Raw genomic sequence first — 13,427 nt, forward strand, 5'->3', positions numbered from 1 at the left:
GGTCAGATGTTGACGCCCATCGACTTCGCCAGCGGGCCGAGCCCGCCGGCGAAACCCTGGCCGATCGCCTTGAATTTCCATTCGCCGCCGTGACGGTAGAGATCGCCGAACACCATCGCCGTCTCGGTCGAGGCGTCCTCGGATAGGTCGTAGCGCGCGATCTCGGTGCCGCCGTCGGCGTTGACGACACGGATGTAGGCGTTCGAGACCATGCCGAAGTTCTGTCTGCGGCCGTCCGCATCGTGGATCGTCACCGCGAAGCTGAGCTTGGCGACATCGGCGGGCACCTGATCGAGCGTGACCGCCACGACCTCGTCGTCGCCGCTGCCCTCCCCGGTGGTGTTGTCGCCCTGGTGAATGACCGAGCCGTTGCCGCCGTTCTTGTTGTTGTAGAACACGAAGTCGGCGTCCGAGCGGACGCTGCCGCCCTCGTTCAGCAGGAACACGCTTGCGTCGAGGTCGAACGCGCTGCCGTCGGTGATCCGCGTGTCCCAGCCGAGGCCGACGCGAACAGCCCTCAATCCTGGCGCTGCCTTGCTGAGGCTGACGTTGCCGCCCTTCGCGAGTGAAACTGGCATGTTCCGATCCTCTCCAATCAGCCGATGTTGACGCCGAAATTGCGCGCGAGCGGCGCCAGACCGCCCTTGTAACCCTGGCCCACCGCGCGGAACTTCCACTCGCCGCCGTGCCGATAAACTTCGCCGAAAATCATCGCGGTCTCGGTCGATGCGTCCTCGGCCAGGTCGTAGCGAGAGATCTCCCGGCCCGTCACGTCGTTTACGATGCGGATGAAGGCATTGGAGACCATGCCGAAGCTCTGACGGCGCGTTTCGCCTTCGTGGATCGTCACCGCGACCGCGATCTTCTGGATATCGCCGGGCACGCGGGTGAGGTCCACCTTCAGCGCCTCGTCGTCGCCGTCGCCCTCACCCGTGCGGTTGTCGCCGGTATGCTCGACCGAGCCGTCTCCGGAGCGAAGGTTGTTGTAGAAGATGAAGTCGTTGTCGCCGCGGATCCGGTCGCCCGCCGCGAGCAGGAAAGCGCTCGCGTCGAGATCGAAGTCCGCGCCGTCGGTGGTGCGGGTATCCCAGCCCAGGCCAATCAGGATCCGGGTGAGATTGGGTTCTTCCTTGGACAGGCTGACATTGCCGCCCTTGGACAGGCTGACCGACATGATACTTTCTCCGATCTACTGGATGTTCAGGCGTTCGCCGGTCGGTGCCACCGCGACGACCTCCTCAATGGGCGTCTCGGCCGATTCCTCGCCGCCGCCGCCACGCAATGAAGAGACGAACGCCAGCCCGATGAAGCCGGCGCCGATCAGCCCGGTCACTGTCTCCGGGATCTCGAAGCGGACCGACAGCAGCATGATCGCGGCCAAGGCAACGATCGCGTAGAAAGCGCCGTGCTCCAGGAAGCGATATTCGGTCAGCGTGCCGCGGTCGACCAGCATCACCGTCATCGAGCGGACGAACATCGCGCCGATGCCCAGGCCGAGCGCGATGATGAACAGGTTGTTCGACAGCGCGAACGCGCCGATCACCCCGTCAAACGAGAACGACGCGTCGAGCACCTCGAGGTAAAGGAACGCGGATAGCCCCGCCTTGGCGGCGGTCGCTGTCGCTGCGCCGGCGTTCGCGCCCTCGCTCTCGTCCTTTTCGAGCAGTGCGCCGACCGCTTGGACCGCGATATAGGCGACCAGCCCGAAGATGCCCGAGGCGATGAAGGTCATCGCCTCGGCCGGCGGGATCACCCGCGACATGCCGTAGAGCGCGAGCAGGACGAGCCCGATTGCCAGACCGGACACGCGCGACAGCCCCGAAAAGGGGCGCTCGATCACGCCGATCCAGTGCAACTCCTTCTCCTCGTCAAGGAAGAAGGTGAGTCCGACCATCGCGAGGAACGCACCGCCGAAACCCGAGATGCCGATGTGCGCGCCGGTGATGATGCGCTGGTAAGTGACGGGATCGGTCGCGGCGAGCTTCACCGCGTCGATAGGCCCGATCTGCGCGGAGATCGCCACGATGACCAGCGGGAAGACAATTCGCATCCCGAATACAGCAATGATGATGCCCCAGGTCAGGAAGCGGCGGCGCCAAACCGGCTCCATGTCGCGCAGCACGGTCGCGTTGACGACCGCGTTGTCGAACGACAGCGATACCTCGAGCACGCCAAGCACCAGAACAATCCAGACAATCCCGAGCGTTCCCATCACGTCGTGCGTGATTGTCCAGCCCAGCCACGCGCCGATCGTGAGGCAAATCGCCGTGAACGCCAACGAACCCTTATAATATTTGAACAATTCTGCCCCCGTTCCGGCCGTGATTGGCTCAGTCCTTGCGCCCCGTGACCCAGCGTAGCCCCCAGCCGAGCTGCTCGTCCAGAACCCGCTGGTCCCGAACATACTCCACGATCCGCGTCATCTTAACGCGGCCGCCGTCGTTCTCGATCAGTACGATGCCGCAGAGTCGGCGATCGTTGCGCCCCTCGCTCATTCGGACCTCGATGGGCGGCTGATCGGGCATGGTGACGAGCACCACACCGTCGGTCTGCTGCCAGTTCGGGACGCCATCGTAGATGTTTGCGAACACAGCCAGCCGGCGGATCGCCGCCCATTGCGCGCCGTTGACCCGCATCGTCTCGCCCTGCGACACGTCGCCAGTGCGATCATCGCCCGACAGCGCGATGAACGGCGGCTGCGCAAACCCGCCGAACGCGTTGCCCAGCGCCTGGACCACGCCCTTGCGGCCATCCGCGAGCTCGAACAGGCAGCCGAGGTCGAGATCGATGGCGCTTCCCCCTCCGAACAGGCCCTTGCGGCCGCGTGACCAATTGAGATTGATCGTGATCTCGCCGAAGCTCGCGCCGCGCTTCTCCAGGCTGACCGTCTGGCCGCGCTTCTCCAACGTCACCTTGCTCAGGCTCACTGGCCTGGGCGGCGGAGCGGGCGGTGGCGGCGGCGAAGCGGCGGACGCGTCCTCGGCGACGTCGATCCCGAACGAGCGCGCGAGCGGGGCGAGGCCGCCGTTGAATCCCTGACCGACCGCGCGGACCTTCCACTGCCCATTGCGGCGATACAGTTCGCCGAAGGTCATCGCCGCCTCACTCGCCCCGGCGAGCGCCGGGCGGAACCGCAGGTCGCCGCCGCCGCCGCGGGCCGCGACGCCGATATGCGCGCCGTCGAGTAACGCCAGCGTTTGACCCTGCGCCTGCGCACCGTTGATGGTGACGCAGAAGACAATGCGCTCGATTTCCGCCGGTAGGCGCACCAGGTCGACCTCGAACCCGCCGCGTCCGCCCGCGACAAACCGGACCGCCCCGTCTTCGCCTTCGGGCTGGTTGTAGAACACCATATCCACGTCGCCCCGGACTTTGCCCGCCGACGTCAGCAGATAGGCCGAGACGTCCGCATTGACGTCGCAACCGGCCTCCGCCCAGTCGAAGGTGATCGTCAGCGTGTCGGCGGGGACGGGCGCGTTGCCGCCCTGTTGCAGGTCCATCGTGCTATGCCCCGTTCGTCAGAGCGCCGCGAGGATCGCGCCCATCATGTCCTGGAAGGTGCGGCCCGTGGTGCGCTCGCCCAGAGCCTTCATCTCCCAGCCCCCGCCGACGCGCACCAACTTTGCCATGACCTGACCGGTGTGCGAGCCCGATCCGGTGAGATCGTAGCGCGCGAGCTCCTTGCCGTTGGTCGAATCGACTAGGCGGCAGTAGGCGTTCTCGATCCGGTCGAAACTGTCCCCGGTGAAGCTGTTGACGGTGAAGATCAGCGTGCTGACGTTCGCCGGCAGGCGCGCGAGGTCGACGCTGATTGTCTCGTCGTCGCCGTCGCCGGCACCCGTGCGATTGTCGCCGCTGTGAACGATACTGCTGTCATCGCTTGCGAGCTTGCGGAACCAAACCTCGTCAAGTTGACGGCGATCGGCATCGAACGTGAGGCAAGAGGCATCCAGATCGACGTCGCCGCCCCCGCCACCGAAGATGCCGAGCAGCCCCTTAGCTTTGCGCACGTCCCAACCGAGCCCCATCGCCACGCGCGTCAGCGACCCACCGCCCGACTTCTCGAGCCTTACAGCTTGGCCTTTTTGCAGACTGACCAAGAGAGTTCCCCCCGATACGGACCGAAATATTATGAACTTAGGCGCCACACTTATGCCCGCTCAGATCAATCCCGCAAGAGGCACCTTGATCCGTTCGCCGCTGGTGCGCAAACGGTCGTGGCCGCGGGTTGTCGACCACCAAAGGTGATTGTGACGGCAAGGCTGGACGCTAACTGCGTAGCAGGCCAGACTGTTTCCGGAAAAACAGGGAGGATCTCAATGCTGCTCTTGTCCGTGCTGCTGGCAGCTGCACCGGTGATGATGACGTCCCCACAGGCAACTGATAATCCGTTTGCTCAAGGTGCACAGGCCAAGCGCACGCCGCGTCGCACGTCTGGAACGCGCTCCTCAAGTCGCTCATCCAACTCGGGCGGCAGCGTCTATTATGCGAACTGCGCGGCTGCCCGGGCGGCGGGCGCAGCACCCGTGATGCGGGGAGCGCCCGGCTACAGCCGCAAGCTCGACCGCGACAATGACGGGGTCGGCTGCGAGTAGCAGCGAGTGGTAGCCCGATCGGGGCTGCGCTGGCCGACCTTCATCGAGCTTGAGATGGCCGTGATGGGCAGTCTGACGCTGCTGGGACTCGCATCAGGCCTGTGGTCGGCCATGACTGCGGTTGCCAGCTGGTTCTAGCCGGCAGCAGGACCGCTCAGGCGAACGGGTTGGCGACCTGATCGACCGATGCTGCCTGGGCAGCCGCGATCTGCTGGGGTGCGTGGCCGGCCTCCAACTCCGCCACAAGATCGTCGGCGAGTTGCTTCAGCGCACGGGCACGCTCAAGCCCGGCCTGGTCGCGGGTGATCTCGACCGAGCCCGAGATGGCGACCTTACCTGTGCCGTTCTCGATGGCGAGATCGCCAATCGAGGCCACGGCTTCATCGTCGGCAAACGGCTTAATCATCGCCCAGATCCTTGAAGTTGGTCAGTCGAAAGTGGGGAACGCCGGAACCTTGGTCTTGGCTGCGGGATCGAGCGTGGGGAAGGGGTCGATGCCGGTGCGGGCGGTCAGCGTCGCGATCGCCACCACCTCCCACGTTGCGTTCGGGTCGTTGCTGACAATCCAGGCACCCGCTCCCTGCCCTGGCACATAGATCGCCTTCCAGACATGGCTCGGCACCAGCACGTGTCCGTTCAAGCGCTTGAGGCTTCCGCCGGCGAAGGCAGGGCCGGTGACGACATAGGTTTCGCCCAGCTTGGTGGTCAGGTCGCGGACATAGCCTTCGAGGTCCGCCCAGCCGTTTCGGTTCAGCGGTCCATCCTGCGGCATGATGTTGGCGAGGCTGAAGCTCTCATAATCGTCTTGGGCGTCGCCCATGTCGCCCGATGGCGCCATGTGGCCGCGATCGAAGCCGGAACCGCGATAGTCGGCAAGCTCGCCGCGTTCGGCCTGCGGCAGACGGTCTTCGGGGTGAAAACGATTGTCACGGGTATCGAGGGCCCGTGCGGCCTCGACCGTTTTGCGGGTGAGGTGCTCGGCGACGTAAAGCGGCGTCCGGGTGACACCCGAATGCAGGAGGGCAAAGGCGCGGAAGCAGAGGGGGCGGGTGCTCGCGGCCAGCTTGAGGTTGATGAGCGTCGGCGTCGTGTTGGCGGCGTAGAAGCTGGTGCAGGTGCGGACCGCCGGTGCTCTTGTCTCGACCGAGCAGGCCGAGGTGGCAGTCAGCAGGGTGGCCATCACGCCGAGCACGACACGAGCGCTCTTCGATCCGACCTTGGATATGGTTGCGTACATGCAGCGCTGGTCGTGTTGTACCGGTACCCGTGTCAAGGGGCTCTGGTCGCCGGCTAGGCTGTCCCACAACATGAACGGGCGACCGGATTCGGCTTTCGAGTGAGCGGCGCATACCGACCGAAACTGGGTCACCAGATCACGGTCGATGGTGGTCGGTGCGACGGTCGACGCGCCGACGAGCTGCAAGAAATGGTCGCTCGCATGTACGCTCGAACAGGGTCGATCAGCTTCGATCTTGATCGATCCTGGTGAAGCCGAGGGCGGCAAGGGGCAGGGCGTGGTCCTGCCAACGATGATCTCCTTACGCGTGCCGCGCTTAGCGGCAGTCGAGCCAATCCTGGTACAGCGAGACAATCTCCGTCTGCGCTAGGCTGGGGCTTCCGGAAGCATTGCGAGTAACCATCGAGAAATCTACCTGCCTCAGGTTGGCTTCGATCTCCTCTACCCGGTTGGGATCGCTAAACCTGATGAAATAATGCGAGTGCTTGTTCAGGTTGAGATCGCGGCTGATCCTACCAGCTCGAGCACCGATGCGCCTGATAGCCAGATGCGCGTGGCTCGCCGTTGTGAATGCGAAATGTGCATGCTGTCTGCGTTCGGGCTGCTGCCAGCGTGGGGCAGGGCGACGTTCCCAGATCTGAAAGATCGCTGGTACGGCACAGGGCTCACCCGCGAATTCGAATGCTTCGCCTAAGACCTATTCGTCGTGGATCAGGTGAAAGGCGGGGTTCAGGTCCCTCATGATCGAGGACTTCCTGAACGTCTTCGGCAGGATCATCGCAATGACTTTTGCCTGCCAGGCAGCGTGGTTGAAGAACTCTAGCGCCAGTCTGGCACTTCGCCCGAAAGGTGGATTGCCCATGATCAGGATTTTTCGATCCCGTGGGAGTTCGGCTTGGAGGAAATCAGCCGTTCGAACCCCAGGATATCGCGGGTCCAGATCGTATGCGAGGCTACCCGGAGGCATCAGCCTGAAGAAGGCGCCCATGCCTGCGCTCGGCTCGACCATCATGTAGCGGCCGAGATCGATATGCTTCTGAAGCACGCCATAGAGGTAGTCGGCGACACGCTGCATCGTAAAAAATTGATCGAGCCCCTCAGTCGGAGTGCAATTGTCATTCTGCGCCGGCTGCGCGTCGGAGCGGTGAAGAACGAGACCCCACCGAATGACGCTCGCTACATGCGGGTTGCCCGCCAGGACCTTAGCCACGGCGCGCCCTCCGAGCGGAGGGGCCTTGGCTGAGGGCGGGCGCCTGCTGCACTCGGGCGTGTCGTGCGGCCGAGTTTCGACCCGGAAGGTCGTTTGGATTGGGGGTTTGGTTTTTCACCCCTAGCTTGTGGGCTGGTGCTCCAGCGTATATGCAACAACCTCACATCGAGGTTGTGCTCACCCCATGACGAGCAGGTCCCGTCTCCCCGAAGGCTTTGCCGCGTTCCGCGACGACTTCGGAGAGATCATCCGCAAGAAGAGAGTCAGCGAAGGCTGGTCTCAGCAAACACTCGCAGACCTGGTCGGCGTCACTCGCGAGACGATCTCGCGCATGGAGAATGGCGCCTGGCCGCTGCCCGATACGCTTTACGGTCTCATGCGGCATCTCGAGATCGACTGGGGTGATTTCGCGGTTCCGGGAGTGAGTGAACGTCCACCGAAGCGGTTCGACGGATCCCCGCGTGGCGAGGACAGGTTCCACATGGGACAGGCTCTGCGCAAAGCTCGCCTGTCAAAGGGCTGGACGCTTCAGTGCCTGGCGGGCCGTTGCGGGATGTCCGCTGCGCAGCTGTCCAGGTTGGAGCGAGGCGAGAGCTCCAGAAGCAAGTTTCTCGAAGATGATCCCCGCGATGCAGAACTGCCGGTCGAATACCGCCGATATCGGTTCAAGCATCCTCTGTTGCGGCGCGTGGAATGGTTGGGCAGCCGCGACTGAAGGCTCGCGTTTGATCGCTGGGGGCAAAGGCTGCTGACATGCCGGCAGACGGCCGACACCGAGATGAGCTGGCCTGCCTAGCTCGGAGGTGGCGGGCGACTCCGGCAAACTGGCTGCTGTACCCGACAGACGATCTATTTTGCCAAAGGAAGGAGCGAACCATGCATGTATCGGCTCCGTACGCCTCCGCCCGCCACGAAAAATCTGCGGACCGGCACCTCTATGGCCATCGCGGGAAAAGGCGGACCGCGCATCCGCGGCCAACAGGATTTCAGACGCTGGCGCGTGAGAGTGAGGATCAGGGAACAGCGGAAAAAAGGCAGGAACGCTGCCGCCGCGTCCTGGTCCTCCTTCACGAAGGAGCATCAGCAGATGAAGAAGACAGATATGCCCGCCGTCATCCAGGCGGTCGGGCTTGCGTGCGTGCCCGTGGCCGACATGCCGGCGAGCGAGCCGGTACTGGCGAGAAAGCCGGTCGCGGCTGCGGTGATCACGTTGCAGGCCCGGGGCGATGGTCACCGTGACATCATCGCAGCCCAGGTGTCGGACGCGAGGGACATGGAGTTCCCGCTGCCCTGGCTCATCGACCAGGCGCTGGTCGCAGCCGCGCCGACGATCATCACGGCGGCAGACCGGGTCACGCTCGGCGTCGACGCCATGGCCCGGCGCTACTGGGCGGAGCCGAGGCTCGCGGCGGTGTGCCGCGGCGGTAACACCATCGATCCCGGTGAGGTGTTCGGCGGGAGCCTGGGCAACGAGGCGGCGCTGTGCCGGCGCCTGCAGATTCCGACCTCGCAGGTCCGGGATACCGAGGTCGAGCGGGTCTGGACACGCCACACCCCCGAGCTTGCGATGGACATCGCGCTCGGAGTGGCGGTGTCGCGTCTGATGCTGTGGGCGCACGGGGTGTCGTTCGCATCCGCCGAGCCCGACGCCTTCTTCGAGACCTTGCTTCCCTTGCGCGACTGGATGCAGGACCGGGAGGCACATGCCCCCAGTCTGCAACAGGCAGGCAGATCGCGACCCATCCGGCGGGCGACCTCCTTCGCGTCTACCTATCGCGACTATCGCAAGGCGCGCGATGCCGGCGACGAGCAGGCTAGCTGGGCGCAGTTCGAGGACGGCCTGTTCCACACCTGACGCGCGCTGCGTCGACCTCACCATCTCTCATCGTACCTCGACAGGGCCCCGTTTCGGCGGGGCCTTGTCGTATCAGGACATACCCACATGCACGATTTCTCCTCTACCGTGGCGATCGCCGCGCTGTCTTCGCGCGTCCTCGAGAGCCGCGATGTGCCCCGCACCCGCGCGGGTGTCGTCGCCGCGCTCAAGGTGACCGGCGATCCGGACGACCTCGCCTTTGCGCCGCACGTCCATGTACCGACCTCCGCGCCGCTCCTGACCCGCTGGGTCGATGGGCTGATCGACGACGATCCTATGCTGGTCGGCTATCGGCTGGGTCGCACGTCGCGGCTGCTCCAGAGCGCCGGCTACGTCCACAACCTCGCGTCGAGCTTCAGCACGGCGGGCCGCTACGACGTGCTCGATGTGGTGCGCGGTACGCCGACGCCGCTGTCGGTGATCGCGCTCATGCACGGGGTGATGGCGGTCGACGAGGAGGCGCTGCTCCCTGCGACCCCGATCACCACCGATGTCGCCACGAACCTCGCACTGATCAATGCGGTGGCAAGCTGGGTGATCTACGTCGGGCGCAACACGCCGGGCAAGGTCGGCTCCCAAGCCCGACGACGCGCGCTTGGACAGTTAGGTGCCGCGCTCAGCCACTCGCCTGTCCACGGGCTACTCGCCGCCGCCATGACGGGCTCGGTGCAATGATGAAGGCGCGGAAGTACCAGCCCTCCGCCGATCAGCTCGAACGTGCGGCGGCGCTGCTCGACGCCCATCCTGGCTATCGGGTCACGCGCGCGCTGCCGCCGCCCGCGTCGCTGGCGCTGCCGGAGCCAATCGGCAAGGTGAGGACCGCGCTCGTGGTCGATACCGAGACGACCAGCCTGGACTGGAAGACGGGCAAGATCATCCAGGTCGCCGCCTTACCGGTGGCGTTCGACGCCAAGGCGCGCATCGTCGGCGTCGGGGAGACCCGCAGCTGGCTCGAGGATCCGGGCGAGCCGCTCACGCCCGCGATCATTCGGCTCACCGGCCTGACTGACGGGGACGTGGCCGGACAGCGGATCCACGATGCTGCGATCGAGCAGATGCTCGACGAAGCGGTGCTGATCGTCGCGCATAACGCGAGATTCGATCGGGCGTGGTGGGAGGCGCGCTGGGCCGTTGCTCGTGCGAAGCCCTGGGCCTGCTCGCTTGCCGAGATCGATTGGCGGGGGCACGGCTATGAGGGCCGGAGCCTGGGTGTGCTGCTCGATCAGGCCGCCGGATGGTTCAACGTGCGCCACCGGGCCGATGCCGATGTCGACGCGCTTGTGGCGCTGCTGACGGCAACGCTGCCGCCCGGGCACACCGCGTTCGCCGAGATGCTGTTCACGGCGTCCAAGCCGACCATGCGGGTGAGCGCCATCGGAGCGGCGTTTGAGGCCAAGGACCGGCTGCGCCTGCGGGGCTATCGCTGGGCTCCTGACCAGCGGGTCTGGCAGATCGACATCGCCGAAGCCGCTCGGGAGGGCGAGCTCGCCTGGCTCGCGGCGGAGGCGAGATGCCGAACGCCGCGGCTCGAGCGGATCACCTGGTTCGAACGCCACCGCTAGGCCGCGGTGCGGATCGCAACATGCGGTGTCGCCGAACCCACCGCGGGTGCTGACCACCGGCGGTGCGAATCCCGACATGCCGTGTTGCCATGCGCAACACGGCCGGCGCTGCCCCGCGCTGCGCAAGGCAACATGGCGCGGCGCCATCCGCAACACGGCTGAGCGCCGGCACTGCCCACCACCCCATCACCAATCTTCCCGCTCGCTTGCCGCAACTCCGCGGTGGGCGTGCTCGAAACTGCCGGACCGTCCGGCTCATCCTCAAGGAGAATGACCTATGCTGACCACCTACACCGTCGCGCCTGCTGTTCCCTCGTCCAAGGACCTGGCGCTCGCCGGCCTCACCGATCCGGCGAGCCCGCTGGCGATCACACCCGTGATCCACCCCAAGGACGGCGTGCCGGACCCGAAGTCCCGCACCTTCTGGACCGCCGCCGCCAACGCGCTGTACATTGTTCGTCGGCGCGGTATGGACCTGTTCGGGCAGACGCCCGACCTCGCAGACAAGCTGGCGCTGGGCAACGACCTGGTCGACTTCGGTAGGAGGGGACCGATCGGCTGCGATAGCGATGCATTGGGTGGCCTTGCATTGTGGGAGGCGGCCGACCGGGCGGCGCAGGTGGATCGCCCGAGTGCGCCGGTCGCGTTCCACATCATCGGCTGGCTGCCGGCGAACGGCACGTGCGAGCGCTGGCGTGATCTCACGCTGGAATTTCTCGACCGCGAGGTGGTCGCTAACGGGATGGTCGCGGACTGGGCGGTGCACGCGCTGGCCGATGCGGACGGGCGTTGGGTCAAGAAGCCGCACCTGCACGCGCTCTTGACCCACCGGTTCTGGAAGCCCGGCCGGCGCACCGGCGAGCCGAACGGCGCGTGGCTCGGCAGCACCAAGCAGCGCCAGAAGATGGCGGACGCCTGGGCGGCTATTACCGGCAGTTGAGGAGGGCGGTCGTGCTCGGCAAACATCCGCGCACGACCCTCGTCGATCAGCGGTGCAGATGCTCCAGGCATACCTGCTCGACCAGGCCTTGCAGATCGTCGATGCGCTCGATCAGCCAGACGAGCTCCTCGGTGCTGATCCGGTAATGCGGCGAGTAACGCGCATCGACATAGGCGCGGCGCAGCAGCTCGAAGCAGCGCTGGGCGAACCGGCTATCGCGCGGCCAGGCGGGGATGAGCGCGGGTGCGAGCCGCTCGGCCTGGCTCCGCAGAAAGTTCAGCTTGTGGCTCTTGGGGCTGTACAGGGTGAGGACTAGCAGAGTGCAGTGGTAGAGACGTTCGGTCGCTTGATGCAGCTGGAATGCCGCCTCCTTCGGACGATCCTGTCTTGCGGCGTACGAGGCCGTGTCGGCAAATCCTGCTGCGGAGCCAAACCATTCATCGAAATAGCCCTGTGCTTCGGCAAGCGACGCTTCCGGCGACAGCGGCTTCGACGAATCGAACGGGTAATCGGGTGTGTCGTGCAGGGCGATGCCGTCGCGCACGATGTCGATGAAGAATGGTCGCCCGCGCTTCAGCCTGCTGTTCACGTCGGCCAAGCTGTGGACGATGAGGTTGACCGGCGTGCGGACCAGTCCACCGGATTCCAGCTCTCGCAGCAGGTGGTCCTCGGCGCCGCGCCAATACTCGGTCGTGTCGGCCGCCTCCTCGTTGTTCACCACCACAAGGATGTCGAAGTCGCTGATGTACCCTCCATCGGGATCGAGGACCCAGTCGCCACGCGCGTAGGAGCCGAACAGGATCACCTTGAGTATGCGTGCCGTCTTCGCGTGTGGCGCGTTCCGCCCGGCTAGCGCATTGCCGAACTCGTCGAAAAGGATCGAAAGGACGCGCGCGAGCTCCTGGCCTTTGGCCACGGTCAGATGGTCGAGGTCGGTGCGCATAGGATATGACACTCGTAGCCGATCAGGCGGCGGATGCCAGCCGGCGCGGCGGCAGACGCGCCGACATCCGCTGCGGCTGGGAGAGGAGGGAGAGAGGAAGGGCGATCCAGCGGGTGCTGGTGAAAAAAGAGGAGCCTTCGATGCTGTCCCTGCTTACGATCGTAATCGGCTATGCTGCCTGCCGCTTGCTGCCGCGGTTGCTTGCCGAAGCCATCGCTACGATCATCGGCGTCTTAATCGTGCTGTCGAGCCGTCGCGCGTGCCGCGCGCTTGTAAGTCGCGGAGCCGATGCCGGCACTCGCAGCCGCGCCGCGACCTGGGATCGGACGACGCGGCGTGAGCGCCGTCTGATGCGCACCAGCCTCAGGGCCGCCATCCGCAGCACCGAGTTCACCAGCCTGTTCCCGAGCATCGCAATCCGGGCGCACCGGATCGCGAACCTCTTCAACTGATCCTCGCTAGTCGTCGCCATCGTCCAGGTCGTCGGGCTGGAGCGCGATCATGCCCTGCGCCCAGCGGTTCGGGTCGACGCTGATCCACTGGCCCCTGCTGTGGAGCAACTCCAGCCAGCCGACCCAAGTCCGTGCCTTGGAGTTGCGGCGGGTCAGCTCGAGCATGATGAGCGCGGACTGGCCTTCGCGGGTAAGCCCGTAGGTGCCGTCCGAGATCACGGTGGTGAGCCGCAGGATCTCGAGGTGCAGGAGGTAGTGCTCGAACAGCGCCCGCGAGCCGCCGAAGACGTCGCAGATCACCCGCAGATCGTTGACCTTGGTCGTGCGTGCCGAGGCAGGGCACTTCGCGCCTGCTTCGACGACCGGCTGCTCGTAGCGGCCGCAGTGCAGCCAGGAGAGAGTGCGGCGCATGACCTCCAGCTGCTCGTCGCCAGGTCCGCGCTCGCCGGTCCCGACCCGGTACAAGGCGAACGCGCGCCTCAGCGTCGTGAACCGCCGATCGTCAGGCGTGATCACGACATCAAGTCCGTCTTTCACCTCGCGATACTCGAGCTGACGACCCCACATGACCGTGGGTTCGTCGGTGAAGAACCAGTTCGGGTCGTTGTACAT

The 13,427-nt window shown here is 65.4% G+C and carries 17 protein-coding genes; 7 read left to right on the forward strand and 10 right to left on the reverse strand.

Features of this window, described 5'->3' with window-relative positions; genetic code table 11:
• Positions 1-2: 2 nt before the first annotated feature.
• Genes ACI2JO_RS09085 through ACI2JO_RS09105 form a run of 5 tightly spaced genes read right to left on the reverse strand, consistent with a single transcriptional unit; the run spans position 3 to position 4,100 of the window.
• On the reverse strand, positions 3-578 hold the full coding sequence (locus tag ACI2JO_RS09085) for a TerD family protein (RefSeq protein ID WP_404720388.1): 576 nt from the start codon (positions 576-578) through the stop codon (positions 3-5).
• A 17-nt stretch (positions 579-595) separates the two neighbouring features.
• The gene (locus ACI2JO_RS09090; RefSeq protein WP_404720389.1) at positions 596-1,174 is read right to left on the reverse strand and encodes a TerD family protein; all 579 of its coding nucleotides are present in this window, start codon (positions 1,172-1,174) and stop codon (positions 596-598) included.
• A gap of 15 nt (positions 1,175-1,189) precedes the next feature.
• A complete protein-coding gene (locus ACI2JO_RS09095; protein WP_404720390.1) occupies positions 1,190-2,302 on the reverse strand; it encodes a DUF475 domain-containing protein in 1,113 nt (370 codons plus the stop codon).
• Positions 2,303-2,330: 28 nt separating this feature from the next.
• Entirely contained in the window at positions 2,331-3,500 is a 1,170-nt protein-coding gene (locus ACI2JO_RS09100) for a TerD family protein (RefSeq protein WP_404720391.1), read from the reverse strand.
• Between the two features lie 18 nt (positions 3,501-3,518).
• Positions 3,519-4,100, reverse strand: coding sequence for a TerD family protein (locus tag ACI2JO_RS09105; protein ID WP_404720392.1), 582 nt, complete (start codon positions 4,098-4,100; stop codon positions 3,519-3,521).
• Positions 4,101-4,319: 219 nt separating this feature from the next.
• Here ACI2JO_RS09105 and ACI2JO_RS09110 point away from each other — a divergent pair, with 219 nt between their 5' ends.
• Positions 4,320-4,595: an excalibur calcium-binding domain-containing protein gene (locus ACI2JO_RS09110; protein WP_404720393.1), complete on the forward strand. Its 276-nt coding sequence runs from the start codon at positions 4,320-4,322 to the stop codon at positions 4,593-4,595.
• Positions 4,596-4,749: 154 nt separating this feature from the next.
• On the opposite strand, the gene ACI2JO_RS09115 is transcribed toward ACI2JO_RS09110, so the two are convergent.
• From ACI2JO_RS09115 to ACI2JO_RS09125, 3 genes are all read right to left on the reverse strand, one after another.
• Positions 4,750-5,001 carry a hypothetical protein gene (locus ACI2JO_RS09115; protein ID WP_404720394.1) on the reverse strand — a complete coding sequence of 84 codons (252 nt, stop codon included), beginning with the start codon at positions 4,999-5,001 and terminating at the stop codon, positions 4,750-4,752.
• Between the two features lie 21 nt (positions 5,002-5,022).
• Positions 5,023-6,018, reverse strand: coding sequence for a DNA/RNA non-specific endonuclease (locus ACI2JO_RS09120; RefSeq protein ID WP_404720395.1), 996 nt, complete (start codon positions 6,016-6,018; stop codon positions 5,023-5,025).
• 511 nt (positions 6,019-6,529) lie between these two features.
• Entirely contained in the window at positions 6,530-7,042 is a 513-nt protein-coding gene (locus ACI2JO_RS09125) for a hypothetical protein (protein WP_404720396.1), read from the reverse strand.
• Positions 7,043-7,226: 184 nt separating this feature from the next.
• On the opposite strand from ACI2JO_RS09125, the gene ACI2JO_RS09130 reads away from it, so the two are divergent.
• From ACI2JO_RS09130 to ACI2JO_RS09150, 5 genes are all read left to right on the forward strand, one after another.
• Positions 7,227-7,757, forward strand: coding sequence for a helix-turn-helix domain-containing protein (locus ACI2JO_RS09130; RefSeq protein ID WP_404720397.1), 531 nt, complete (start codon positions 7,227-7,229; stop codon positions 7,755-7,757).
• Positions 7,758-8,129: 372 nt separating this feature from the next.
• Positions 8,130-8,897 carry a hypothetical protein gene (locus ACI2JO_RS09135; protein ID WP_404720398.1) on the forward strand — a complete coding sequence of 256 codons (768 nt, stop codon included), beginning with the start codon at positions 8,130-8,132 and terminating at the stop codon, positions 8,895-8,897.
• A gap of 87 nt (positions 8,898-8,984) precedes the next feature.
• Positions 8,985-9,593: a hypothetical protein gene (locus tag ACI2JO_RS09140; protein ID WP_404720399.1), complete on the forward strand. Its 609-nt coding sequence runs from the start codon at positions 8,985-8,987 to the stop codon at positions 9,591-9,593.
• The gene (locus ACI2JO_RS09145; protein WP_404720400.1) at positions 9,590-10,480 is read left to right on the forward strand and encodes a 3'-5' exonuclease; all 891 of its coding nucleotides are present in this window, start codon (positions 9,590-9,592) and stop codon (positions 10,478-10,480) included. Before ACI2JO_RS09140 ends, ACI2JO_RS09145 begins: the two co-directional genes overlap by 4 nt.
• A gap of 277 nt (positions 10,481-10,757) precedes the next feature.
• Positions 10,758-11,420 carry a MobA/MobL family protein gene (locus tag ACI2JO_RS09150; RefSeq protein ID WP_404720401.1) on the forward strand — a complete coding sequence of 221 codons (663 nt, stop codon included), beginning with the start codon at positions 10,758-10,760 and terminating at the stop codon, positions 11,418-11,420.
• 46 nt (positions 11,421-11,466) lie between these two features.
• On the opposite strand, the gene ACI2JO_RS09155 is transcribed toward ACI2JO_RS09150, so the two are convergent.
• Entirely contained in the window at positions 11,467-12,363 is an 897-nt protein-coding gene (locus ACI2JO_RS09155; protein ID WP_404720402.1) for a HEPN domain-containing protein, read from the reverse strand.
• Between the two features lie 140 nt (positions 12,364-12,503).
• On the opposite strand from ACI2JO_RS09155, the gene ACI2JO_RS09160 reads away from it, so the two are divergent.
• Positions 12,504-12,815: a hypothetical protein gene (locus ACI2JO_RS09160; RefSeq protein WP_404720403.1), complete on the forward strand. Its 312-nt coding sequence runs from the start codon at positions 12,504-12,506 to the stop codon at positions 12,813-12,815.
• 6 nt (positions 12,816-12,821) lie between these two features.
• On the opposite strand, the gene ACI2JO_RS09165 is transcribed toward ACI2JO_RS09160, so the two are convergent.
• Positions 12,822-13,427: a hypothetical protein gene (locus ACI2JO_RS09165; protein ID WP_404720404.1), complete on the reverse strand. Its 606-nt coding sequence runs from the start codon at positions 13,425-13,427 to the stop codon at positions 12,822-12,824.

This window comes from Sphingomonas sp. NPDC079357 (genome assembly GCF_044901155.1).
Classification (GTDB): Bacteria; Pseudomonadota; Alphaproteobacteria; order Sphingomonadales; family Sphingomonadaceae; genus Sphingomonas.

Bases quoted from the DNA above. Each gene is read 5' to 3' on its own strand.
- ACI2JO_RS09085 (WP_404720388.1), bottom strand. From the start codon at position 578: ATGCCAGTTTCACTCGCGAAGGGCGGCAACGTCAGCCTCAGCAAGGCA.
- ACI2JO_RS09090 (WP_404720389.1), bottom strand. From the start codon at position 1,174: ATGTCGGTCAGCCTGTCCAAGGGCGGCAATGTCAGCCTGTCCAAGGAA.
- ACI2JO_RS09100 (WP_404720391.1), bottom strand. From the start codon at position 3,500: ATGGACCTGCAACAGGGCGGCAACGCGCCCGTCCCCGCCGACACGCTG.
- ACI2JO_RS09110 (WP_404720393.1), top strand. From the start codon at position 4,320: ATGCTGCTCTTGTCCGTGCTGCTGGCAGCTGCACCGGTGATGATGACG.
- ACI2JO_RS09115 (WP_404720394.1), bottom strand. From the start codon at position 5,001: ATGATTAAGCCGTTTGCCGACGATGAAGCCGTGGCCTCGATTGGCGAT.
- ACI2JO_RS09130 (WP_404720397.1), top strand. From the start codon at position 7,227: ATGACGAGCAGGTCCCGTCTCCCCGAAGGCTTTGCCGCGTTCCGCGAC.
- ACI2JO_RS09135 (WP_404720398.1), top strand. From the start codon at position 8,130: ATGAAGAAGACAGATATGCCCGCCGTCATCCAGGCGGTCGGGCTTGCG.
- ACI2JO_RS09140 (WP_404720399.1), top strand. From the start codon at position 8,985: ATGCACGATTTCTCCTCTACCGTGGCGATCGCCGCGCTGTCTTCGCGC.
- ACI2JO_RS09145 (WP_404720400.1), top strand. From the start codon at position 9,590: ATGATGAAGGCGCGGAAGTACCAGCCCTCCGCCGATCAGCTCGAACGT.
- ACI2JO_RS09150 (WP_404720401.1), top strand. From the start codon at position 10,758: ATGCTGACCACCTACACCGTCGCGCCTGCTGTTCCCTCGTCCAAGGAC.
- ACI2JO_RS09155 (WP_404720402.1), bottom strand. From the start codon at position 12,363: ATGCGCACCGACCTCGACCATCTGACCGTGGCCAAAGGCCAGGAGCTC.
- ACI2JO_RS09160 (WP_404720403.1), top strand. From the start codon at position 12,504: ATGCTGTCCCTGCTTACGATCGTAATCGGCTATGCTGCCTGCCGCTTG.
- ACI2JO_RS09165 (WP_404720404.1), bottom strand. From the start codon at position 13,427: ATGTACAACGACCCGAACTGGTTCTTCACCGACGAACCCACGGTCATG.